The organism is Streptomyces sp. NPDC087440 (assembly GCF_044744005.1).
Taxonomy (GTDB): Bacteria; Actinomycetota; Actinomycetes; order Streptomycetales; family Streptomycetaceae; genus Streptomyces.
Map to the genome: position 1 here is coordinate 174,990 of NZ_JBIUXN010000007.1, position 20,395 is coordinate 195,384.

The 20,395-nt window shown below is 70.2% G+C and carries 20 protein-coding genes and 5 tRNA genes; 9 read left to right on the plus strand and 16 right to left on the minus strand.

The annotated features are described in order from the left end of the window. Positions 1–81: 81 nt before the first annotated feature. Entirely contained in the window at positions 82–315 is a 234-nt protein-coding gene (locus tag ACIO3O_RS17060) for an Lrp/AsnC ligand binding domain-containing protein (RefSeq protein WP_401746221.1), read from the plus strand. A 20-nt stretch (positions 316–335) separates the two neighbouring features. Beyond that, the gene (locus ACIO3O_RS17065) at positions 336–824 is read left to right on the plus strand and encodes a DUF3515 domain-containing protein (protein WP_401746224.1); all 489 of its coding nucleotides are present in this window, start codon (positions 336–338) and stop codon (positions 822–824) included. A 42-nt stretch (positions 825–866) separates the two neighbouring features. Here ACIO3O_RS17065 and ACIO3O_RS17070 read toward each other — a convergent pair whose 3' ends face one another. The 3 genes from ACIO3O_RS17070 to ACIO3O_RS17080 all read right to left on the minus strand — a co-directional run bounded on the left by ACIO3O_RS17070 (position 867) and on the right by ACIO3O_RS17080 (position 3,871). After that, positions 867–2,024 carry a D-alanine--D-alanine ligase family protein gene (locus tag ACIO3O_RS17070; RefSeq protein WP_401746226.1) on the minus strand — a complete coding sequence of 386 codons (1,158 nt, stop codon included), beginning with the start codon at positions 2,022–2,024 and terminating at the stop codon, positions 867–869. Positions 2,025–2,102: 78 nt separating this feature from the next. Continuing rightward, on the minus strand, positions 2,103–3,101 hold the full coding sequence (locus tag ACIO3O_RS17075; RefSeq protein WP_401746228.1) for an NAD(P)H-dependent glycerol-3-phosphate dehydrogenase: 999 nt from the start codon (positions 3,099–3,101) through the stop codon (positions 2,103–2,105). Then, a complete protein-coding gene (locus ACIO3O_RS17080; protein WP_401746231.1) occupies positions 3,098–3,871 on the minus strand; it encodes a lysophospholipid acyltransferase family protein in 774 nt (257 codons plus the stop codon). Before ACIO3O_RS17080 ends, ACIO3O_RS17075 begins: the two co-directional genes overlap by 4 nt. Positions 3,872–4,099: 228 nt before the next feature. Between ACIO3O_RS17080 and cofC the strand changes: the two genes are divergently transcribed. Both cofC and ACIO3O_RS17090 read left to right on the plus strand, forming a co-directional pair. Beyond that, positions 4,100–4,777: a 2-phospho-L-lactate guanylyltransferase gene (gene cofC / locus ACIO3O_RS17085; protein WP_401746527.1), complete on the plus strand. Its 678-nt coding sequence runs from the start codon at positions 4,100–4,102 to the stop codon at positions 4,775–4,777. A gap of 10 nt (positions 4,778–4,787) precedes the next feature. Continuing rightward, positions 4,788–5,039: a hypothetical protein gene (locus ACIO3O_RS17090; protein ID WP_401746232.1), complete on the plus strand. Its 252-nt coding sequence runs from the start codon at positions 4,788–4,790 to the stop codon at positions 5,037–5,039. A 137-nt stretch (positions 5,040–5,176) separates the two neighbouring features. Here ACIO3O_RS17090 and ACIO3O_RS17095 read toward each other — a convergent pair whose 3' ends face one another. The 4 genes from ACIO3O_RS17095 to leuC all read right to left on the minus strand — a co-directional run bounded on the left by ACIO3O_RS17095 (position 5,177) and on the right by leuC (position 8,530). After that, on the minus strand, positions 5,177–5,860 hold the full coding sequence (locus ACIO3O_RS17095; RefSeq protein ID WP_401746233.1) for an HU family DNA-binding protein: 684 nt from the start codon (positions 5,858–5,860) through the stop codon (positions 5,177–5,179). Between the two features lie 161 nt (positions 5,861–6,021). After that, entirely contained in the window at positions 6,022–6,249 is a 228-nt protein-coding gene (locus ACIO3O_RS17100; protein WP_401746235.1) for a hypothetical protein, read from the minus strand. 257 nt (positions 6,250–6,506) lie between these two features. Beyond that, a complete protein-coding gene (leuD, locus tag ACIO3O_RS17105) occupies positions 6,507–7,100 on the minus strand; it encodes a 3-isopropylmalate dehydratase small subunit (RefSeq protein WP_401746237.1) in 594 nt (197 codons plus the stop codon). Between the two features lie 5 nt (positions 7,101–7,105). Continuing rightward, complete coding sequence (gene leuC / locus ACIO3O_RS17110) at positions 7,106–8,530, minus strand: 3-isopropylmalate dehydratase large subunit (protein WP_401746239.1); 1,425 nt, start codon at positions 8,528–8,530, stop codon at positions 7,106–7,108. Between the two features lie 174 nt (positions 8,531–8,704). On the opposite strand from leuC, the gene ndgR reads away from it, so the two are divergent. After that, on the plus strand, positions 8,705–9,424 hold the full coding sequence (gene ndgR, locus ACIO3O_RS17115; protein ID WP_189825801.1) for an IclR family transcriptional regulator NdgR: 720 nt from the start codon (positions 8,705–8,707) through the stop codon (positions 9,422–9,424). A 316-nt stretch (positions 9,425–9,740) separates the two neighbouring features. Here the strand turns inward: ndgR and ACIO3O_RS17120 are convergent. From ACIO3O_RS17120 to ACIO3O_RS17160, 9 genes are all read right to left on the minus strand, one after another. Continuing rightward, positions 9,741–9,813 (minus strand) — tRNA-Glu (locus tag ACIO3O_RS17120). 27 nt (positions 9,814–9,840) lie between these two features. After that, positions 9,841–9,912, minus strand: a tRNA-Gln gene (locus tag ACIO3O_RS17125). Between the two features lie 46 nt (positions 9,913–9,958). Further along, positions 9,959–10,031 (minus strand) — tRNA-Glu (locus ACIO3O_RS17130). Positions 10,032–10,094: 63 nt separating this feature from the next. Further along, positions 10,095–10,167 (minus strand) — tRNA-Glu (locus ACIO3O_RS17135). Between the two features lie 48 nt (positions 10,168–10,215). Continuing rightward, positions 10,216–10,287 (minus strand) — tRNA-Gln (locus ACIO3O_RS17140). Positions 10,288–10,377: 90 nt separating this feature from the next. Continuing rightward, entirely contained in the window at positions 10,378–11,097 is a 720-nt protein-coding gene (locus ACIO3O_RS17145; protein ID WP_401746242.1) for an HAD family hydrolase, read from the minus strand. A 128-nt stretch (positions 11,098–11,225) separates the two neighbouring features. Beyond that, positions 11,226–12,710, minus strand: a complete 1,485-nt coding sequence (gene gltX, locus ACIO3O_RS17150; RefSeq protein WP_401746243.1) for a glutamate--tRNA ligase — start codon at positions 12,708–12,710, stop codon at positions 11,226–11,228. Continuing rightward, on the minus strand, positions 12,703–13,488 hold the full coding sequence (locus tag ACIO3O_RS17155; RefSeq protein ID WP_401746245.1) for a fumarylacetoacetate hydrolase family protein: 786 nt from the start codon (positions 13,486–13,488) through the stop codon (positions 12,703–12,705). Before ACIO3O_RS17155 ends, gltX begins: the two co-directional genes overlap by 8 nt. 111 nt (positions 13,489–13,599) lie before the next feature. Further along, positions 13,600–13,827: a hypothetical protein gene (locus ACIO3O_RS17160; protein WP_401746247.1), complete on the minus strand. Its 228-nt coding sequence runs from the start codon at positions 13,825–13,827 to the stop codon at positions 13,600–13,602. 503 nt (positions 13,828–14,330) lie between these two features. Between ACIO3O_RS17160 and ACIO3O_RS17165 the strand changes: the two genes are divergently transcribed. The 4 genes from ACIO3O_RS17165 to ACIO3O_RS17180 all read left to right on the plus strand — a co-directional run bounded on the left by ACIO3O_RS17165 (position 14,331) and on the right by ACIO3O_RS17180 (position 20,210). Continuing rightward, positions 14,331–18,644 carry a nitrate- and nitrite sensing domain-containing protein gene (locus ACIO3O_RS17165; RefSeq protein WP_401746250.1) on the plus strand — a complete coding sequence of 1,438 codons (4,314 nt, stop codon included), beginning with the start codon at positions 14,331–14,333 and terminating at the stop codon, positions 18,642–18,644. Between the two features lie 9 nt (positions 18,645–18,653). Continuing rightward, positions 18,654–19,067: a roadblock/LC7 domain-containing protein gene (locus ACIO3O_RS17170; RefSeq protein WP_189825947.1), complete on the plus strand. Its 414-nt coding sequence runs from the start codon at positions 18,654–18,656 to the stop codon at positions 19,065–19,067. A gap of 161 nt (positions 19,068–19,228) precedes the next feature. Continuing rightward, on the plus strand, positions 19,229–19,642 hold the full coding sequence (locus ACIO3O_RS17175; RefSeq protein ID WP_401746252.1) for a DUF742 domain-containing protein: 414 nt from the start codon (positions 19,229–19,231) through the stop codon (positions 19,640–19,642). After that, positions 19,623–20,210 (plus strand): ATP/GTP-binding protein, encoded by a 588-nt coding sequence (locus tag ACIO3O_RS17180; protein ID WP_189825795.1) that lies wholly within the window; start codon positions 19,623–19,625, stop codon positions 20,208–20,210. Before ACIO3O_RS17175 ends, ACIO3O_RS17180 begins: the two co-directional genes overlap by 20 nt. The last annotated feature ends 185 nt before the right edge of the window (positions 20,211–20,395 follow it).

The following is a 20,395-nucleotide window of genomic DNA, read 5'->3' on the forward strand; positions in this document are numbered from 1 at the left end:
CCCCACCGCCCGCGACGACACGGTACGGTGGCGTCTCTTTCCCCCACCCCACATGATCCTCGTGGCCGCCTTGGAGGTTCCGTGGTACAGGCGTACATCCTCATCCAGACCGAAGTCGGCAAGGCTTCGACGGTCGCCGACACGATCGGCAAGATAACGGGAGTCATCCAGGCCGAGGACGTGACAGGACCCTACGACGTGATCGTGCGGGCCCAGTCGGACACCGTGGACGAGCTCGGCCGCATGGTGGTCGCCAAGATCCAGCAGGTGGACGGCATCACACGCACTCTGACCTGCCCGGTCGTCCACCTGTAGCCCCGTCTACGCTTGGTCGCATGGCTTCTTCGACCCACCGGCTCCGCCGTGCCTCGGCCGCCGCAGCGATCCTGCTGTCGGCGGCCGTTGCCTGTGCTCCCAGCGACGGTTCCGCGGCCGTGGCGGTTCCCTCGCCGGACGCGGAGGTCGCGGGGTACTGCACGGCGCTGCACAAGGAGCTGCCGGCCAAGGTCATGGACGACGTGGCGCGCCGCGGCGCATCGCCCGATTCCCCCTACACGGCGGCCTGGGGCGACCCCGCGATCGTACTGCGCTGCGGGATCGAGCGGCCCGCCGAGGTCATGGACCCGAAGAACGACGGGGTGGAGGTCAACGGGGTCGGCTGGGTCGTGGACGACCGGGGCGACGACGGCCTGCGCTTCCTGTCCCGCTACCGGGAGGCGTACGTGGAACTCCTGGTCCCCGCCTCGTACCACGCGGACGCGAGCATCCTGGTCGACTTCGCGAAGCCCGTGGAGAAGTCGATCCCCAAGACCGTCGACGACTGAGCCGGTCCGCCGCGCGACGGACCGGCCCGGGTCGCGAGGGACTCAGCGCAGACCGGTCGAGCGCCGCAGCGCCGCCTGGATCAGCAGGTCCACCAGCTCCGGGTAGGAGACGCCGGTCTCCTGCCACATGCGCGGGTACATCGAGATCGGCGTGAAGCCGGGCATCGTGTTGATCTCGTTGATCACGAACTCGCCGTTGTCCTGGAGGAAGAAGTCCGCCCGGACCAGACCCTCGCAGGACGCCGCGTCGAAGGCCGCGACCGCGAGCCGCTGGAGTTCGGCGGTCTGCTCGTCGGTCAGCGGCGCGGGCACGATCCCGGCCGCCGAGTCGATGTACTTGGCCTCGAAGTCGTAGAAGTCGTGCGCGGAGACCGGCGGGATCTCGGCGGGCACGCTCGCCCGCGGCCCGTCCTCGAACTCCAGCACCCCGCACTCGATCTCGCGCCCGGTGAGCAGCGACTCGACCAGCACCTTCGGGTCGTGGCGCTGCGCCTCCTCGATCGCCTCGTCGAGGCCCGAGAGATCGTTGACCTTGGTGATGCCCATCGAGGAACCGCCCCGGGCGGGCTTCACGAAGAGCGGCCAGCCGTGCTCCCCGGCGAAGTCCACGATCCGCTTGCGCGCGGCCGACGGGTCGGCGGCCCACTCGCGGGGGCGGATGACCTCGTACGGTCCGACCGGCAGCCCGAAGGAGAGGAAGACCCGCTTCATGTACTCCTTGTCCTGGCCGACGGCCGAGGAGAGCACACCCGAGCCGACGTACGGAACACCCGAGAGCTCCAGCAGCCCCTGGAGGGTGCCGTCCTCTCCGTACGGGCCGTGCAGGACCGGGAAGACGACGTCGACCTCGCCCAGCGCCTTGGGCACGGAGCCCGGCTCGCTGTAGACGACCTCGCGGTTGGCCGGGTCGACGGACAGCACGACCGAGGCCTCGGAGGCGTCGGTGAGCTGCTCGACGTTGGGGACCTTGCGGTCGGTGATCGCCATCCGGTCGGGTTCGTCGGCGGCCAGCACCCAACGCCCGTCCAGGGTGATGCCGATCGGCAGCACGTCGTACTTCTCGCGGTCGATGGCCCGCATGACGGCGCCGGCCGTGACGACCGAGATGCCGTGCTCGGAGCTGCGACCGCCGAAGACGACGGCCACACGCGGCTTGCGGGGCTCCTGGTCAGGGCTCTGGGGGAGGTTCTCGCTGCTCATATCGGCTTGAGGGTACCCGAAGAGCCCTGGCACACCCGTAGCGGACGCCCTGCGGAACTCGGCGTTCCGGCTCGGGACTCAGCGTTCCGGCTTGGCGCTGCGCGACATCAGCTCCTTCACCGCGACCAGCGGCGGCTTGCCCTCGTGGACGATGCTCACCACCGTCTCGGTGATCGGCATCTCGACGCCGTGCCGGGTCGCCAGATCCAGAACCGACTCGCAGGACTTGACGCCCTCGGCGGTCTGCTTGGTGGCGGCGACGGCCTCCTGGAGCGTCATGCCGCGCCCCAGGTTGGTGCCGAAGGTGTTGTTGCGCGACAGCGGCGAGGAGCAGGTGGCGACCAGGTCGCCCATGCCCGCGAGCCCGGCGAAGGTGTGCGCGTCGGCGCCCATCGCGAGGCCGAGCCGGGTGGTCTCGGCGAGGCCCCGGGTGATGAGGGAGGCCTTGGTGTTGTCGCCCATGCCCATGCCGTTGGTGATGCCGACGGCCAGCGCGATGACGTTCTTGACCGCGCCGCCCAGCTCCACGCCGACCACGTCGGTGGTGGTGTACGGGCGGAAGTACGGGGTGTGGCAGGCCGCCTGGAACCGCACAGCGGCGTCCTCGTCGCGGCAGGCGACCACGGCCGCGGCGGGGTGCCGGGCGGCGATCTCCTGGGAGAGGTTGGGCCCGGAGAGCACGGCGACCCGCTCCTCGGGGACCTCGCCGACTTCGGCGATGACCTCGCTCATGCGCTTGGCGGTGCCGAGTTCGACGCCCTTCATCAGCGACACGAGGACGGAGTCGGCCGGCAGGAGGTCCTTCCAGCCGCTCAGGTTCTCCCGGAGCGTCTGCGAGGGGATGCACAGCACGGCGAAGTCCGCGCCCGAGGCGGCCTCGGCGGCGTCCGCGGTGGCGGTGATGCCGTCGGGGAGCTGGACCCCCGGCAGATAGTCGGGGTTGGTGCGCGTGGCGTTGATGACCTCCGCGCGGGCGGCGTTGCGCCCCCACAGGGACACCTCGCAGCCCGCGTCGGCGAGCACCATGCCGAAGGCGGTCCCCCAGGAGCCGTTGCCGAAGACGGCGACCCGTGTCACTTGGCGTTCTCCCCCGACTGCTGCTGCTTCTTCTCGGCGGCCTTGCGACGCTGCTCGGCCCGTGCCTTGCGGTGGTCGTACACCTCGGCGGGCACCGGCTCCTGCCGTACCTCCGCGAGGAGTTCGGTGATGGCGGCCATGATGGCCTCGGTCGCCTCGCGGAGCACGTCCGGCGTGGGTTCCTTGTCGTAGAACCGCTCCAGGTCGACCGGCGGTCCGGCCAGCACCTGAAGGGTCTTGCGGGGGAAGAAGTGCGTCTTCTTGCCCTTGGCGTACGGCGGCATGGCGAGGTTCGCGCCCCACTGGGCGACCGGGATCACGGGCACCTTGGTCTGGAGCGCCACCCGGGCGGCGCCGGTCTTGCCGGCCATCGGCCACATGTCGGGGTCGCGGGTGAGGGTGCCCTCCGGGTAGAAGGCGACGCACTCGCCGCGCTCGATGGCCTCGATGGCGGCCCGGAAGGCGTTCATCGCGTCCGTCGTCTCGCGGTAGACCGGGATCTGGCCCGTGCCGCGCAGCATCATGCCGACGAACGGGGTCTTGAAGAGCCCCGCCTTGGCGAGGAAGCGCGGCACCCGGCCGGTGTTGTACTGCCAGTGCGCGTACGACAGGGGGTCCACGTAGGAGTTGTGGTTCACGGCGGTGATGAAGCCGCCGTCCGCCGGAATGTGCTCCATTCCGCGCCAGTCCCGCTTGAAGAGCACAAGCAGCGGGGGTTTGGCGATGACCGCGGCCAGGCGGTACCAGAAGCCGATTCTGCGGCGGGACACTCGGGACACCTTCCTCTAGGACCCTGGCCACTGCACCCCGTGTGCACTTGTGCGCCTGGTTCCGGCGGACAGTGTCGCCCCGGGTCCCTCGTCTGTCGAGAACACCGTACGCCCCGGTCCGGGGACCGGGCCTCCTGGCCGGGGAGGACCTGGGGCGACAATGGGCCCGTCCGCCTCCCCGCCCCCTCGCGCCGCCCCGCCCGGCCGCCCGGACGAAAGGCCCGTCCCCTGAACGCGTCTCGGACCCCCCGCTGGTCCCTGGTGGTGCCGCTGAAGCCCTTGGCACGGGCGAAGAGCAGGCTCGCGCCCGCCGCCTCGGAGGCGCTGCGGCCGGGCCTCGCCCTGGCGTTCGCGCAGGACACCGTGGCCGCCGCGCTGGCCTGTACGGCGGTCCGCGATGTGGTGGTCGTCACGGACGACCCGGTGGCGTCCGCCGCGCTCGCCGAGTTGGGCGCCCGCACCGTGCCGGACTCCCCGGCCGCCGGTCTCAACGCCGCGCTGGCACACGGAGTGCGTACGGTACGGTCCCGCCGCCCCGGTGCTTTCGTCGCCGCCCTCAACGCGGACCTGCCCGCGCTGCGCCCCGCCGAATTGCTGCGGGTGCTCGACCGGGCGACGGAATTTCCGCGCGCATTTCTGACCGATGCCGCAGGAATCGGAACTACATTCCTTTCCACTGCGCCAGAAGTGGAATTCCGGCCCTCGTTCGGGGGACCCTCCCGTATCCGGCACATGATTTCGGGTGCGGAGGAACTGCTGCTCGAATTGGTGGATTCGGTACGGCAGGACGTGGATACCGGCGACGATCTGCGGGCCGCGTTCGCCCTGGGGGTGGGCCCGCACACGGCCGCCCTCTCCCCCGCGTTCGCCGAGGCTTCCGCCCTGCTGTCCCCCGACAGGCCCTAGGCTTTTGGGCATGCAGGCGACCGCGTACACGTACGACCCCGAGACCCGCAGCGGCAGTGTGCTGCTCGACGACGGCACTCCGGTGCCCTTCGACGCGGCGGCCTTCGACGCGGGCGGGCTGCGGCTGCTGCGCGCCGGTCAGCGCGTGCGCATCGAGACGGCCGACCACACGGCGGACCGCACGGCGGGCGAGGAGGCCGGTGGGACGTCCGGCGCGGGCCCGGCGGTCCGGATCACCCTGGTGACCCTCCAGACCTTCTGAGCGGGGCTCCTGGGGCCGCTGAGCCCCCCTGTGACGCCGAGGGCCGCGCCCCCGGTGACGTACGACGGCCAAAAACACCGCGGGCCGGGCTCCCCGGAGGGAGCCCGGCCCGGCGTGTGAGTACCGCGTCGCCAGAACTACTTCTTCTTGGCGGTGGTCTTCTTCGCGGTGGTCTTGCGCGCCGTGGTCTTCTTGGCCGGAGCCTTCTTGGCGGTGGCCTTCTTCGCCGGGGCGGTCTTCTTGGCGACGGCCTTCTTGGCGGTGGTCGCCGTGGCCTTCTTGGCCGGAGCGGCCTTCTTCGCCGTGGCGGTCGCCTTCTTGGCGGTCGCGGTGGCCTTCTTGGCCGTGGTCTTCTTCGCCGTCGCCGTGGTCTTCTTGGCGGCGGTCGCCGTGGTCTTCTTCGCGGCGGTGGTCTTCTTCGTCGCGGTCGCCTTCTTGGCGGTGGCCTTCTTGGCCGCGGCCTTGGCGGTCGTACGGGTGGAAGAACCGCCCGACAGGCTGCCCTTGGGCGCCTTCTTGACGGCCACGTCGTTCTTCGGGAGCTTCTTCGAGCCCGCGACGAGGTCCTTGAAGCCCTGACCGGCGCGGAAGCGCGGCACGGACGTCTTCTTGACCCGGACGCGCTCACCCGTCTGCGGGTTGCGGGCGTAGCGGGCCGGACGGTCCACCTTCTCGAACGAGCCGAAACCGGTGACCGAGACACGGTCGCCGGCCACGACGGCGCGGACGATCGCGTCCAGGACGGCGTCCACGGCGTCAGCGGCCTGCTGACGGCCGCCGACCTTGTCGGCAATCGCTTCTACGAGCTGGGCCTTGTTCACGTCTTCCCCTTCGGAGACATTGCCGGAACGAAATGTCCAGGCTTATTCGCACGTTAGGCAGATATATACCGCAAATCAAACACGAAACGGGCTAATCACCCTAGTGCCGCAACGTTGTAGGTCTTACGGGAGCCCTCAGAGGAGTTCCGAAGGCCCAGTTGCTAGTCGACTTCGGGGAATCGGCCTTCGTCGAGGTCCTTCATGAACCTGCTCAGACGCCTGTCGGCAGTCACGAGATCGTGTTTCGCCGCGGCCGATATGACCAGCAGCTTCCGGTTCAGCGCCATCCGTACGCCCTCCGGGACTTGCAGTGCACGCACCCGCGTGTGTGCTTCTTTCAGTTGGTCCGCGACTGCCTCGTACAGCTTGAGTTGGCTGTCTCGTTCCATGCACCGATTGTGCCATCTGGGGCGAGTTGTCGCCTCCGCCGGGGGCAACTAACGGAATTCCAGGCTCCATCAGCCCCTCAAGTCACTTCTGACCCGCTGCCCAACTCCCGTACTCACAAGCGCAGTTGAGACCCGGAACACAGTTCGGCGCCCCCTGCCACGAATGGCGGGGGGCGCCGAAAGTGAGGCGTGGATCTCAGGCCGAACGGGCTACGGGAGCCCCGGAAACGGGTCCCCTGGGAGCGTCCGGCGGGGGATCAGGCGCGGATCGTACTCGGCTTGAAGGCCGGGCGGCTGGATTCGTACGCCTCGATCGCGTCCTCGTTCTGGAGCGTGATGGAGATGTCGTCCAGGCCGTTGAGGAGGCGCCAGCGGGAGTTCTCGTCCAACTCGAAGTCGGCCGTGACGCCCTGGGCCCGCACCTGGCGGTCCTGCAGATCAACGGTGATCTCGGCGTTCGGGTCGGCCTCGACCAGCTCCCACAGACGGTCCACGGTCTCCTGCGGCAGAACCACCGTGAGCAGGCCGTTCTTGAGCGAATTGCCCCGGAAGATGTCCGCGAAGCGCGAGGACACAACTGTCTTGAAACCGTAGTTCTGCAGGGCCCAGACGGCGTGCTCGCGGGAGGAACCGGTGCCGAAGTCGGGTCCGGCGACCAGCACGGAGGCACCCTGGCGCTCGGGCTTGTTGAGCACGAACTCCGGGTCCTTGCGCCAGGCCTCGAAGAGCCCGTCCTCGAAGCCGTCCCTGGTCACCTTCTTGAGCCAGTGGGCGGGGATGATCTGGTCGGTGTCCACGTTGGAGCGCCGCAGGGGCACGGCCCGGCCGGTGTGCGCGGTGAATGCTTCCATGGTTCTCAGGCCTCCACGAGGGCGGTTGCGTCGGTCAGGTCGGCGGGCGACGCCAGGTGGCCCAGGACGGCCGTTGCCGCCGCCACCTGCGGCGACACCAGGTGCGTGCGTCCGCCCTTGCCCTGCCGGCCCTCGAAGTTGCGGTTGGAGGTGGACGCGGAGCGCTCACCGGGGGCGAGCTGGTCGGGGTTCATGCCCAGGCACATCGAGCAGCCCGCATGCCGCCATTCGGCCCCGGCGGCGGTGAACACCTTGTCCAGGCCCTCGTCCATCGCCTGGAGCGCGACGCGCACCGAACCCGGCACGACCAGCATCCGGACGCCACTCGCCACCGAGCGGCCCTCGACGATCGCGGCGGCGGCCCGCAGGTCCTCGATACGGCCATTGGTGCAGGACCCCACGAAGACGGTGTCGACCGTGATGTCGCGCAGCGCCTGCCCGGCCGTCAACCCCATGTATTCCAGGGCCTTTTCGGCGGCATTGCGCTCCGAAGCGTCTTCGTACGAAGCCGGGTCGGGGACGTTCGCCGACAGCGGCGCGCCCTGGCCGGGGTTGGTGCCCCAGGTGACGAACGGGGCCAGCGAGGGACCGTCGATGACGACCTCGGCGTCGAAGACCGCGTCGTCGTCCGACTTCAGCGTCTTCCAGTACGCCACGGCGGCGTCCCAGTCCTCGCCCCGGGGCGCGTGGTCGCGGCCCTTGAGGTAGTCGAAGGTGGTGGCGTCGGGGGCGATCATGCCCGCCCGCGCCCCGGCCTCGATCGACATGTTGCAGATGGTCATGCGGGCTTCCATCGACAGCTTCTCGATGGCCGGGCCCCGGTACTCCAGGATGTAGCCCTGGCCGCCGCCGGTGCCGATCTTCGCGATGATGGCGAGGATCAGGTCCTTGGCGGTGACCTCGTCGGGCAGTTCGCCCTCGACGGTGATGGCCATCGTCCGGGGACGGGCCAGCGGCAGCGTCTGGGTGGCCAGGACGTGCTCCACCTGCGAGGTGCCGATGCCGAAGGCCAGCGCGCCGAACGCGCCGTGCGTGGAGGTGTGCGAGTCGCCGCAGACCACGGTGGTGCCCGGCTGGGTCAGTCCCAGCTGCGGTCCCACCACGTGGACGACGCCCTGCTCGACGTCGCCGAGCGGGTGCAGGCGCACCCCGAAGTCGGCGCAGTTCTTGCGCAGCGTCTCCAGCTGGATCCGGGAGACCGGGTCCGCGATCGGCTTGTCGATGTCGAGGGTCGGGGTGTTGTGGTCCTCGGTGGCGATGGTGAGGTCGAGGCGCCGTACCTGCCGGCCGTTCTTGCGCAGCCCGTCGAAGGCCTGCGGGCTGGTGACCTCGTGCAGCAGGTGAAGGTCGATGAAGAGCAGGTCGGGCTCCCCTTCAGCACGCCGGACGACATGGTCGTCCCAGACCTTCTCCGCGAGTGTCCTACCCATCGCTTTCCCTCCGGCCGGCGGCTTTGCCGGCTCAACTAGAGATGTCGGTTCACCCCGCCCGGACCCCCGTACGGGGCGGTGACCGCGGGCCGTTGTACGGCCGCCGGTACAGCGTGACAAGTTCGTTGGAAAATTGAACTTGCGTTTCACAGAGTGAGACGCGAGTATCGACGCATGGACAACTCTAGCGGCGTCGGCGTTCTCGACAAGGCGGCGCTCGTGCTGAGCGCCCTGGAGTCCGGTCCGGCCACCCTCGCGGGGTTGGTCGCGGCCACCGGGCTCGCACGACCCACGGCACACCGGCTCGCCGTGGCACTGGAACACCACCGGCTGGTGGCACGGGACATGCAGGGCCGTTTCATTCTCGGCCCCCGGCTCTCCGAACTGGCCGCGGCGGCCGGCGAGGACCGCCTCCTGGCCACCGCGGGACCGGTACTGACCCACCTGCGCGACGTGACGGGCGAGAGCGCGCAGCTCTACCGCCGCCAGGGCGACATGCGCATCTGCGTCGCCGCGGCGGAACGGCTGTCCGGACTGCGGGACACGGTCCCGGTGGGCTCCACGCTCACCATGAAGGCCGGTTCCTCCGCGCAGATCCTGATGGCCTGGGAGGAGCCGGAGCGCCTGCACCGGGGCCTCCAGGGCGCCCGCTTCACGGCCACCGCCCTTTCCGGGGTACGTCGCCGGGGCTGGGCCCAGTCGATCGGCGAGCGCGAGCCGGGCGTGGCCTCGGTCTCCGCCCCGGTGCGCGGACCCTCCAACCGCGTGGTCGCCGCCGTCTCGGTCTCCGGACCGATCGAGCGCCTGACCCGCCACCCGGGCCGGATGCACGCCCAGGCGGTCATCGACGCGGCGGCCCGCCTCTCGGAGTCCCTGCGCCGCTCGGGCAGTTGACGCCCGCTCCCCTCAACACCCTTTTTCCGTACGACACTTCGGCCGAGGCCCCGAACTCCCGCGTCACGCACCGGAGTTCGGGGCTTCGGCCGTGCGGGGTGTGCCGCTCTTGCGCGACGCCCGCGACGCCCCTGCGCGTGCCGACAGCGGGGCGCAATTCGCCAGGGAATTCCGCCCGCCCCTATCCCCGTACCGCAATCCGAATTCCCGAACACGGAAGAAGCCGCAGAATTCCAGAACCGGCCGACAAGGGCGGCGTACGCACCCGGACATGCGAGAAGGCCCCGCATCAGTGATGCGGGGCCTTCTCGGTGCGTACCCCCGACCGGATTCGAACCGGCGCTACCGCCTTGAGAGGGCGGCGTGCTAGGCCGCTACACAACGGGGGCTTGCTATCTGTGCAGTTGTGATCTGCGCTGGGCTACCAGGACTCGAACCTAGAATGACGGTACCAGAAACCGTAGTGTTGCCAATTACACCATAGCCCATGGTGGTTGAGACCATTTTGAATTGATTCGCAGTGGTTTTAACCAGTACCCCCGACCGGATTCGAACCGGCGCTACCGCCTTGAGAGGGCGGCGTGCTAGGCCGCTACACAACGGGGGCCCTAGCGATCCTTGCGTCGATACATCCAGGAGCGACCTGAAGGTGTCGGAAAGAAAGGATCTGTACCCCCGACCGGATTCGAACCGGCGCTACCGCCTTGAGAGGGCGGCGTGCTAGGCCGCTACACAACGGGGGCCCTAGCAGAGCTGCATCTTGATCTATGAACTTCAACAGCTCTTGCAAGCTGGGCTACCAGGACTCGAACCTAGAATGACGGTACCAGAAACCGTAGTGTTGCCAATTACACCATAGCCCACCAAAACTCAACCCCCTGACCGGGGGTCTTCGTTCGGCTTGCGCTTCCCGGCCGGACCTTTCGGCCCTCTCGGGCGGCGCAGAAAGAACATTACCCGAAGGTTCCCGGGGCTCCAAAACGGGTATTGCCCGCCAGCAGGTCAGGGAGCTGATCCAGCCCCGTGACGCTCACCAGCTCGGGCCGGCCGCCCGCTCCCGTGCGGTCCAGCCAGATGCCGGTCAGGCCCGCGGCGACGGCGCCGCGGGCGTCGATGTCCGGCTCGTCCCCGATGTACGCGACCTCCTGGGGCGGCAGCCCGAGGGCGTCGCAGGCGGCGTGGAAGGCCCCGGCCTGGGGTTTGGAGACACCGAGCTCGGCGGCGCACAGGACGGCCTCGAAGCGGTCCCAGACGCCCAGGACCTTGAGCTTCCGCTCCTGGACGACCAGGCTGGAGTTCGACAGCACCGCGTGCCGGTATCCGTCGCCGAGGGCGTCCAGGACCGGCACGGCGTCCGGGAAGAGGGTCCAGGCCGCCTCGAAGTGGACGAGGTGGCGGGCGAACCAATCGTCGGCCTCCCGGTCGCTGAGGGGGCCGCCCAGGAAGCCCTCCACCCGGGCCCTGCGCTGCTCCTCGAAGGTGCACTCCCCCGCCGCGAAGCGCGCCCAGTGCAGTTTCATCAGCTCCCGCCACCGGGCGAGCGCCTGCTCGGCGGTGCCGTACCCGGAAGGCAGCCCCTCGGCGGCGAACTGGGAGCGCATCCCGGCGAGGTCGGCGGTGGTGTAGTCGAAGAGGGTGTCGTCGATGTCCCAGAGGACGGCACGGATCGGCATGGGGGCCAGGCTAGGCGCGCGGCAGCGGGTGGCGTAAGGCGCACTCGTACACGGGAGGCGGGAACGCGAGAAGGGGCGGCGGCCGGTGGGTACCGGCGGCCGCCCCTTGTCGGGCGTACGGGAGGCGCTTACGCGGCGAGCTTCGCCAGGGCCGCGTCGATGCGGGTCAGGGTCTTGTCCTTGCCCAGGATTTCGAGGGACTCGAAGAGGGGCAGGCCGACCGTGCGGCCGGTGACGGCGACGCGGACCGGGGCCTGGGCCTTGCCGAGCTTGAGGCCGTGGGCCTCGCCGGCGGTGAGTACGGCGTTCTTGAGGGACTCGGGGTCCGACCAGTTCGCGGCTTCCAGGTTGGCGCGGGCCGTGGTCAGGAGGGCGGCGGGGTCGCCCTTCATGGCCTTGGTCCAGGACGCCTCGTCCTCCACCGGCTCCTTGAGGAACAGGAAGTCGACGTTGGCGGTGATGTCGGAGAGGACGGTCACACGGGTCTGGGCGTGCGGCGCGATGGCCTCCCAGGCGGCGCGGTCGAAGTCCTCTGGGGCCCAGTTGGCGTGCGGGGCCGTGAGGAAGGGCTCGCAGGCCTCGGCGAAGGCCTTGGGGTCCAGCAGGCGGATGTGGTCCGCGTTGATGGACTCGGCCTTCTTGAGGTCGAAGCGGGCCGGATTGGCGTTGACGTCGGCGACGTCGAACTTCTCGATCAGCTCGGGGATCGTGAAGATGTCCTGGTCGGCAGAGAAGGACCAGCCGAGCAGGGAGAGGTAGTTGAGGAGGCCCTCGGGGAGGAAGCCGCGCTCGCGGTAGACGTTCAGGGACGCCTGCGGGTCGCGCTTGGAGAGCTTCTTGTTGCCCTCGCCCATGACGTACGGCAGGTGGCCGAAGGCGGGGATCTCCTTGGCGATGCCCAGCGAGATCAGGGCCCGGTAGAGGGCGATCTGGCGCGGGGTGGAGGAGAGCAGGTCCTCGCCGCGCAGGACGTGGGTGATCTCCATCAGGGCGTCGTCGACCGGGTTGACCAGCGTGTAGAGCGGGGCGCCGTTGGCGCGGACGATGCCGTAGTCCGGGACGTTCTCGGGCTGGACGGTGATCTCGCCGCGGACCAGGTCCGTGAAGGTGATCGCCTCGTCGGGCATCCGGAAGCGGACGATCGCCGGGCGGCCCTCGGCCTCGTACGCGGCCTTCTGCTCGGCGGTGAGGTCGCGGCAGTGGCCGTCGTAGCCGGAGGCCTTGCCTGCGGCGCGGGCGGCGTCGCGGCGGGCGTCCAGCTCCTCGGTGGAGCAGTAGCAGTGGTACGCGTGACCGGCCGCGAGGAGCTTCTCGGCGACGTCCTGGTAGAGGTCCATGCGCTGGGACTGGCGGTACGGCGCGTGCGGGCCGCCGATCTCCGGGCCCTCGTCCCAGTCGAGGCCGAGCCAGCGCAGGGAGTCGAGGAGCTGGTTGTACGACTCCTCCGAGTCCCGTGCGGCGTCGGTGTCCTCGATGCGGAAGACCATGGTGCCGCCGGTGTGGCGGGCGTACGCCCAGTTGAAGAGGGCGGTACGGACGAGGCCCACGTGCGGGTTGCCCGTCGGGGAGGGGCAGAACCGGACGCGGACGGGGGACGAGGGGGTGTTAGCCACGCTTGATCACCTTGTTGGTGAGAGTGCCGATGCCTTCGATGGTGACGGCGACCTCGTCGCCGACGTTCAGGGGTCCGACACCCGCGGGGGTGCCGGTGAGGATGACGTCTCCGGGGAGCAGGGTCATCGCTTCGGAGACGTGCGCGACGAGGTCGGCGACCGAGCGGACCATGTCGCTGGTGCGGCCGAGCTGGCGCTGCTCTCCGTTGACCGTGCACTGGATGGTGAGGTCGGAGGGGTCCAGGTCGGTCTCGACCCAGGGGCCCAGGGGGCAGGAGGTGTCGAAGCCCTTGGCGCGGGCCCACTGCTTCTCGCGCTGCTGGACGTCGCGCGCGGTGACGTCGTTGGCCGCGGTGTAGCCGAAGATCACGTCCTTGACGCGCTCCTTGGGGACCTCGCGGCACATCCGGCCGATGACCACGGCGAGTTCCGCCTCGTGGTGCAGCTCGGAGGAGAAGGAGGGGTACGCGATCGAGTCGCCCGGGCCGATGACCGAGGTGGACGGCTTGAAGAAGGCGACCGGGATCTCCGGGACCTCGTTGCCGAGCTCCTTCGCGTGCTCCGCGTAGTTGCGGCCGATGGCCACGACCTTGCTGGGGAGCACCGGGGGAAGGAGCCGCACCTTGTTCAGCGGGACCTTGACGCCGGAGAGCTCGAAGTCGGCGTACGGAATGCCCTTGATGATGTCGAGGACGAGGTCACCCGACTCGGGTGTTCCCTCGCCCTCGACCGCGCCGAAGGCGACATTGCCGTCGATGGAGAATCTGGCGATGCGCACGGGATGCCTGCGCCCCTTACCTGAGCTGGCCGAAGTCTGACGCTCCAGGCTAACGCGGGAGGTGAGGTCGGCTTCGCCCGATTTACGGGGAGCGGCGTCCGGGGCCTTGCGTCAGGCGGCGGGGACGGCCTCGGGGAGCTGCTGGATCTCCGGGGCGACCATGAGGATGGTGCGGCGGGTGTTCGCCGTGGCGGAGGGCAGTTCCTGCGCGTACTCCGGAAGGGCGGCCGGCTTGGGGGTGCCGGTCTGCTTGTCCAGGTGGGCGAGGGTGGTGCGCTGCGGGTTGGCCAGGTTGCGGATCGCGGGGGCCGTCTTCTTCGCGCTCTTGGTCGTCTGCATGAGTGGTCGCGCCTTGTCGATGAGGGCGCCGGACGGGCGCCGGTGGTCGGATTCGCAATCCCTGTAAAGCGTCAGGCTAAACATCCGCTTCCCGGCCAAAGCCGGGAATGTGCAGGGATCTTCGTGTGAGTTTGCTCACGAGCTGTGGGGCAATTGCCGCAATTCGGACTGTTGATCTTGTGGGCAGAAACGGACATTGCATCCCTGAAGGACCGATTCCGCTCCTGATCGTCTCGACTGGGGCACCCCCCACCCGTAAGCGACTCGTACGTAAATGTCTATTTCGTACGGGAAAGCATTCTACGACTGGTGACACGCCGGGCACAAAGCGTCACCCCAGGTGCACCGGGTCACTCGGGCCTTGTTGGAGATCCGGCACTGTGCTGGAATTCCCCGGACCGCGGTCACTCACGACCACCCAATGGGGATGATCCGGTACCCCACGACTCGACACCGTTGTGCCGCTCGGCGGCAGAACGCCTGGTCCAGAGGTTGCGACGCTAGTGCAGGGACGTTTCAAGAGGGATGGCATGGGGTCTCCCCAGGCCGGCCAGGGCCGTGGGGAAACCCCGGCCGAGCAGGAGCCGCGCGGCCAGGCCGCCCCAGGCTCATCGCCCCAGCCCCCGCACGCCCGGAACTCCCAGGGCGACGGCCCGGCGCAGCCCGGTGGCGGCCCCTCCCGGCCCGGCCAGGGCGGTCCCGGTGCGCCCGGTGGCGCGGGCGGCGCCTTCGGCGGTGGTGGGAACGCCTTCGGCGGCGGCTCCTCGCAGGAGCCCCCGGCGGCCCCCGCCAAGGGCAAGAAGGCCAGGACGCCGAAGCCCATCACCGAGGGCACCCGAATATCCCTGCGCAACTGGAGCATCAGCACCCGACTGGTGTCGCTGCTGGCCCTCCCCGTGGTCGCGGCCACCGCGCTCGGTGGACTCCGTATCAACGAGTCCCTCAGCGACATGCAGCAGTTGGAGCACATGCAGCTGCTGACCGACATGACCCGCAAGGCGACCGACCTCGCCGCGGCGCTCCAGAACGAGCGCGACAAGACGGCAGGCCCGCTGGCCAACGACACTCCCGCCGACGACCCGACGATCCGGGCGGAGCAGGCCAAGAGCGACCGGTTCCGGGACGCCTTCGTCAAGGGCACCTCGGGGGTCGAGGTCGGCGAGGAGAACGACGAGGCCCTCACCAGTATTCGCGACAGCCTCACCGACATCAGCCGACGGCTCAACAGCCTGAAGGACATCCGCGGGAAGGCCTTCAAGGACCGCAGCGCGGCCGGCAACTCGCAGACGGTCAGCGCCTACAGCGGTCTCATCTCCTCGCTGCTGAGCCTCTCGCAGGACATGGCGCAGGCCACCTCAAGCCCGGAGATGATCAAGCGCACCCGTGCGCTGGCGGCGTTCTCGAACGCCAAGGAGTACGCCTCGGTGCAGCGCGCGATCATCGCCGCCGCCCTGCCGATGGACCCGGACGACCCGAAGGGCACCCATCTCCCGGAGAGCGACCGGCTGTTCGGCCTGAACGCGCGGACCAACGAGAAGACCTCGCTGGAAACCTTCAGCAGCATCTTCGGCCCCGACGCCGGAGAGATGCTGAGCGTCCTGACGAACACCAACCCGGACTCCAAGCACGCCGACGAGTACGCGGAGAAGGTCCTCAAGACCGAGAACGGCATCAAGCAGCTGAAGCCCCGCTCGTACAAGGACTGGGAGGACCAGGCCAGCAACGAGATCGACACGATGACGCGCATCGAGCGCACCCTGCTCGACCAGATGGAGCAGAAGGCCCGCGAGCTCAAGGCCGACTCCGAGCGCTCGACGATCATCTCCGGTGCGGTCATCCTCATCGTGCTCGGCGTCTCGCTCGTCGGCGCGTTCGTCATGGCGCGGTCCATGATCCGTTCGCTGCGCCGTCTGCAGGACACCGCGACCCGGGTCGCCCAGGACCGGCTGCCGGAGCTCGTCAAGGCGCTCTCCGAGTCGGACCCGCAGGACGTCGACACCTCTGTGGAGTCGGTCGGCGTGCACAGCCGGGACGAGATCGGCCGCGTGGCCACCGCGTTCGACGACGTGCACCGCGAGGCGGTGCGACTCGCCGCCGAGCAGGCGTTGCTGCGAGGCAACGTCAACGCGATGTTCACCAACCTCTCGCGCCGTTCGCAGGGCCTCATCCAGCGCCAGCTGTCGCTGATCTCCGAGCTGGAGGCCCGCGAGGCCGACCCGGACCAGCTGTCCTCGCTCTTCAAGCTGGACCACCTCGCGACCCGTATGCGCCGGAACGGCGAGAACCTCCTCGTCCTCGCCGGTGAGGAGCCGGGCCGCCGCTGGACGCGCCCGGTGCCGCTGGTCGACGTGCTCCGTGCCGCCGCCTCCGAGGTGGAGCAGTACGAGCGCATCGAACTGGCATCGGTGCCCTCGACCGAGGTCGCCGGCCGGGTCGTCAACGACCTCGTGCACCTCCTCGCCGAGCTGCTGGAGAACGCGACGTCGTTCTCCTCGCCGCAGACCAAGGTCCGCGTCACCGGTCACGCGCTGCCCGACGGCCGGGTGCTGGTCGAGATCCACGACACCGGCATCGGCCTCTCGCCCGAGGACCTCTCCGCGATCAACGAGCGGCTCGCCGCTCCGCCGACCGTGGACGTCTCGGTGTCGCGCCGCATGGGTCTGTTCGTGGTCGGCCGCCTGTCCCTGCGACACGGCATCCGCATTCAGCTCCGCCCGTCCGACTCCGGCGGCACGACCGCGCTGGTCATGCTGCCCGTGGACGTCGCCCAGGGCGGCCGCAAGCTTCCCGGCAAGCCCGGTGGCCCCGGTGGCGCCCCGCAGATGCCCGCCGGCCAGGGCCCGCGTCCGGGTCTGCCCGGCGGTCCCGGTGCGGGCGGCGGCCCCGGCAGCCGTCCCGGCGCGCCGCAGGGCGGCGGCATGCTCGGCTCCGAGCCCTCGCGCCGTCAGGTCCCGGCGGGTTCGGGTCCCCGGGCCGCGCTGCCCGGCCGTACTCCCGGCGCCGGTCTGACCGGTGCTCCCCCGGCCTCCCCCGGCAAGCGCGGCGGCCTCGCCGGTGCCTTCGGCGGCGGACGCGGCGGGCGCGAGGACGTGCGCCAGGCGCACGCTCCCGAGCCGGACCGCAGCCTGCCCCGGGCGAACGGCCCGCGCGCCGAGCTGCCCGGCGGCACCCCGGCAGGGCCGCAGGCGCCGCAGCGTCCGGTGCCGCCGCAGGGCGGCCGGCCCACCAGCTGGGGTGCCCGGCCCAACCCGGCCGACCAGCCGCGCGGTCACGAGGAGAGCGACGACCGTCAGGGTCCCGGCTCCACCGCCGAGTTCGACCGCCCGGACTTCAACGGTCCGCCGCCGGGCTCCACGACGGGCCAGTTCGAGCGCCCGGACGTACGGCAGAACCCGGCGTCCACCGGTCAGTTCGAGCGCCCGGACGTACGGCAGGACCCCGCGGCCACCGGCCAGTTCGAGCGCCCCGACGTGCGCGGGCCGCAGGGCCGGGGCGTACAGGCACCGCAGGGACCGGGCTCCACGGGTCAGTTCCCGCAGGTCCGCGGGCCCCAGGACCCGGCCTCCACCGGCCAGTTCCCGCAGTCGGCCTTCCAGGACCCCGCGTCCACCGGGCAGTTCCCGCAGGCCCAGCGCGGCGGGTTCCAGGACCCGGCGTCCACGGGGCAGTTCCCGCAGGCGGCCCCCCGGGACCGTGGCCTCCAGGATCCGGCGTCCACGGGTCAGTTCGAGCGTCCGGACGTACGGCAGGGCCCCTCGGGCACCGGCCAGTTCGAGCGCCCCGACGTGCGCGGGCCGCAGGGCCAGGACGTACGCGCCCAGCAGGGGCCCGGCTCCACCGGCCAGTTCCCGCAGGGTCCGGGCTCCACGGGCCAGTTCCCGCAGGTCCGCGGGCCCCAGGACCCGGCCTCCACCGGCCAGTTCCCGCAGCCGACCTTCCAGGACCCCGCGTCCACCGGCCAGTTCGCGCAGTCGGACTTCGCGGCGGCGACGGGGCAGTCGGGACAGCCCGGCCCGTACGAGCGCCCCGACGTGCGCGAGCCGCAGCGCCGTCCGGACCCGTACGACACCGGCTCGCACCGGAACGACGCGTACGACACCGGCTCGCACCGGAACGACCCGTACGACACCGGCTCCTACGACCGGCCGACCACCGCCCCGCCCACCGGCGCCCCGCGCCAGCGCGGCGGCGCATCCGGCCAGGACGACTCCGCCTTCCGGCCGCCGCGTCCCGTCGCGAGCCTGCCGGGCCAGCCGGGTGCCCACCCGCAGGCCCAGCAGTCCCCGCAGGACCGGCAGTCGCCGCAGGCGCACGAGACCCAGCAGGTCCCGCAGGTGCAGCAGCAGGACTCCCTGCCGCCCGCCGCGGGTCCCGGGGACGGCCGTACGCCGCTCTTCGACACGCTGGAGTCGAACTGGTTCCACCAGGACCAGGGCGGCGCCCCCCAGCCCGCCGCGCCCGCCTCCGTACCCGCCCAGCCGACGGCCTCCGCTCCCGAGCGCGAGTCCGCCGAGGCCTCCTGGCGGCCCTCGCCGAACGACGAACTCGTCCGGCAGGCCGAGCGGGTGCGCAAGCCCGCCGCGGGCGGCATCACCACCTCAGGACTTCCGCGTCGCGTCCCGAAGGCCAACCTGGTCCCGGGCACGGCGCAGGAACAGAACCACCAGACAGGTCCGCAGGTCTCCCGTGCGCCCGATGACGTACGCGGCCGGCTGACCAATCTTCGTCGGGGTATCCAGCAGGGCCGCCAGGCCGGAAGCAACGGCACCACTGGCACGTTCCGCACCGTTGACCCCACTCACCAGCAGGAGCGTTAGTTGAGTCCGATGAGCCAGGCGGCGCAGAATCTGAACTGGTTGATCACCAACTTCGTGGACAACACCCCCGGGGTGTCCCACACGGTGGTGGTCTCCGCCGACGGACTCCTTCTGGCGATGTCCGAAGGTTTCCCCCGTGACCGTGCCGACCAGTTGGCGGCGGTGGCCTCCGGGCTCACCTCGCTGACGGCGGGCGCGTCCCGGATCTTCGAGGGCGGCCCGGTCAGCCAGACCGTGGTGGAGATGGAGCGCGGCTTCCTCTTCCTCATGTCGATCTCGGACGGTTCGTCGCTGGCGGTGCTCGCGCACCCCGACGCCGACATCGGTCTGGTCGGGTACGAGATGGCTCTGCTGGTCGACCGGGCGGGCACGGTCCTCACCCCGGACCTCCGCGCGGAACTCCAGGGCAGCCTGCTCCACTAGGCGGCCGGCCACCTCGTACGACAACACCCCCAGGTTGATCCGTACGACACTCCCTCAGGTAACACGCACCACACGCACCACAACCGTCCGGCCGTAGTCCGATCCCCCACCGGCCCCGTCAGACGGCACGCCGACACCCTGCTGTCATGCCCGGAGGACCCATGACCCCGCCCCCTGCCTCTCACGATCCGTACGGCGGCGCGCATCTCGACGCGCTGTACGACCACGAGGGCGATCAGCCGCTGGTACGTCCCTACGCGATGACCGGTGGCCGGACCAGGCCGCGCTACCAGCTCGCCATCGAGGCGCTGGTCTCCACCACGGCCGACCCGGCGCACCTGTCCACGCTGCTCCCGGAGCACCAGCGCATCTGCCACCTGTGCCGTGAGGTCAAGTCGGTGGCCGAGGTCTCGGCGCTGCTGTCGATGCCGCTCGGTGTCGCGCGCATCCTGGTCGCCGACCTGGCCGAGGCCGGGATGGTGGCCATCCACCAGCCGGGCGAGGGCGCGGAGGCCGACGGAACGCCGGCCGTGACGCTGCTGGAAAGGGTGCTCAGTGGACTTCGCAAGCTCTGACGGCGCGACGGGCGCGGCCCGTTCCACCACTTCCGCCAAGATCGTGGTGGCGGGCGGCTTCGGCGTCGGCAAGACCACGTTCGTGGGTGCTGTCTCGGAGATCAACCCGCTGCGCACGGAGGCCGTCATGACCTCCGCCTCGGCGGGGATCGACGACCTCACCCACACCGGGGGCAAGACCACCACCACGGTGGCGATGGACTTCGGCCGCATCACGCTGGACCAGGACCTGATCCTGTACCTCTTCGGCACGCCCGGTCAGGACCGCTTCTGGTTCATGTGGGACGACCTGGTGCGTGGCGCGATCGGCGCCGTCGTGCTCGTGGACACCCGCCGTCTCGCCGACTGCTTCCCGGCCGTCGACTACTTCGAGAACAGCGGCCTGCCCTTCGTCATCGCGCTCAACGGCTTCGACGGCCACCAGCCGTACACGCCGGAGGAGGTGCGCGAGGCGCTCCAGATCGGGCCGGACACCCCGATCATCACGACGGACGCCCGACACCGTGCAGATGCGAAGAGTGGCCTGATCACGCTGGTCGAGCACGCGCTGATGGCCCGCCTGAAGTAGGGCACAGGTACTTCACAAGTCGGGGCAGCGGTACGGAAGTTGTCGTAGTCCTCCAGGGGCGGGCTGTGTCGTACGACACTCTCCGCCCCGGCTCCGGCGTGGAGTTCATAACGTTTCGAAAGAGAATTCAACGAGCGACGCAACCCGCCGCGTTCAACCGGTGCCGCTGCGCTCACACGAGCCCC

Excerpts from the sequence above, each read along its gene's own strand:
- ACIO3O_RS17065 (WP_401746224.1), top strand. The coding sequence starts at position 336 with ATGGCTTCTTCGACCCACCGGCTCCGCCGTGCCTCGGCCGCCGCAGCG.
- ACIO3O_RS17070 (WP_401746226.1), bottom strand. The coding sequence starts at position 2,024 with ATGAGCAGCGAGAACCTCCCCCAGAGCCCTGACCAGGAGCCCCGCAAG.
- ACIO3O_RS17090 (WP_401746232.1), top strand. The coding sequence starts at position 4,788 with ATGCAGGCGACCGCGTACACGTACGACCCCGAGACCCGCAGCGGCAGT.
- ACIO3O_RS17100 (WP_401746235.1), bottom strand. The coding sequence starts at position 6,249 with ATGGAACGAGACAGCCAACTCAAGCTGTACGAGGCAGTCGCGGACCAA.
- leuD (WP_401746237.1), bottom strand. The coding sequence starts at position 7,100 with ATGGAAGCATTCACCGCGCACACCGGCCGGGCCGTGCCCCTGCGGCGC.
- leuC (WP_401746239.1), bottom strand. The coding sequence starts at position 8,530 with ATGGGTAGGACACTCGCGGAGAAGGTCTGGGACGACCATGTCGTCCGG.
- ndgR (WP_189825801.1), top strand. The coding sequence starts at position 8,705 with ATGGACAACTCTAGCGGCGTCGGCGTTCTCGACAAGGCGGCGCTCGTG.
- ACIO3O_RS17145 (WP_401746242.1), bottom strand. The coding sequence starts at position 11,097 with ATGCCGATCCGTGCCGTCCTCTGGGACATCGACGACACCCTCTTCGAC.
- ACIO3O_RS17160 (WP_401746247.1), bottom strand. The coding sequence starts at position 13,827 with ATGCAGACGACCAAGAGCGCGAAGAAGACGGCCCCCGCGATCCGCAAC.
- ACIO3O_RS17170 (WP_189825947.1), top strand. The coding sequence starts at position 18,654 with ATGAGCCAGGCGGCGCAGAATCTGAACTGGTTGATCACCAACTTCGTG.
- ACIO3O_RS17175 (WP_401746252.1), top strand. The coding sequence starts at position 19,229 with ATGACCCCGCCCCCTGCCTCTCACGATCCGTACGGCGGCGCGCATCTC.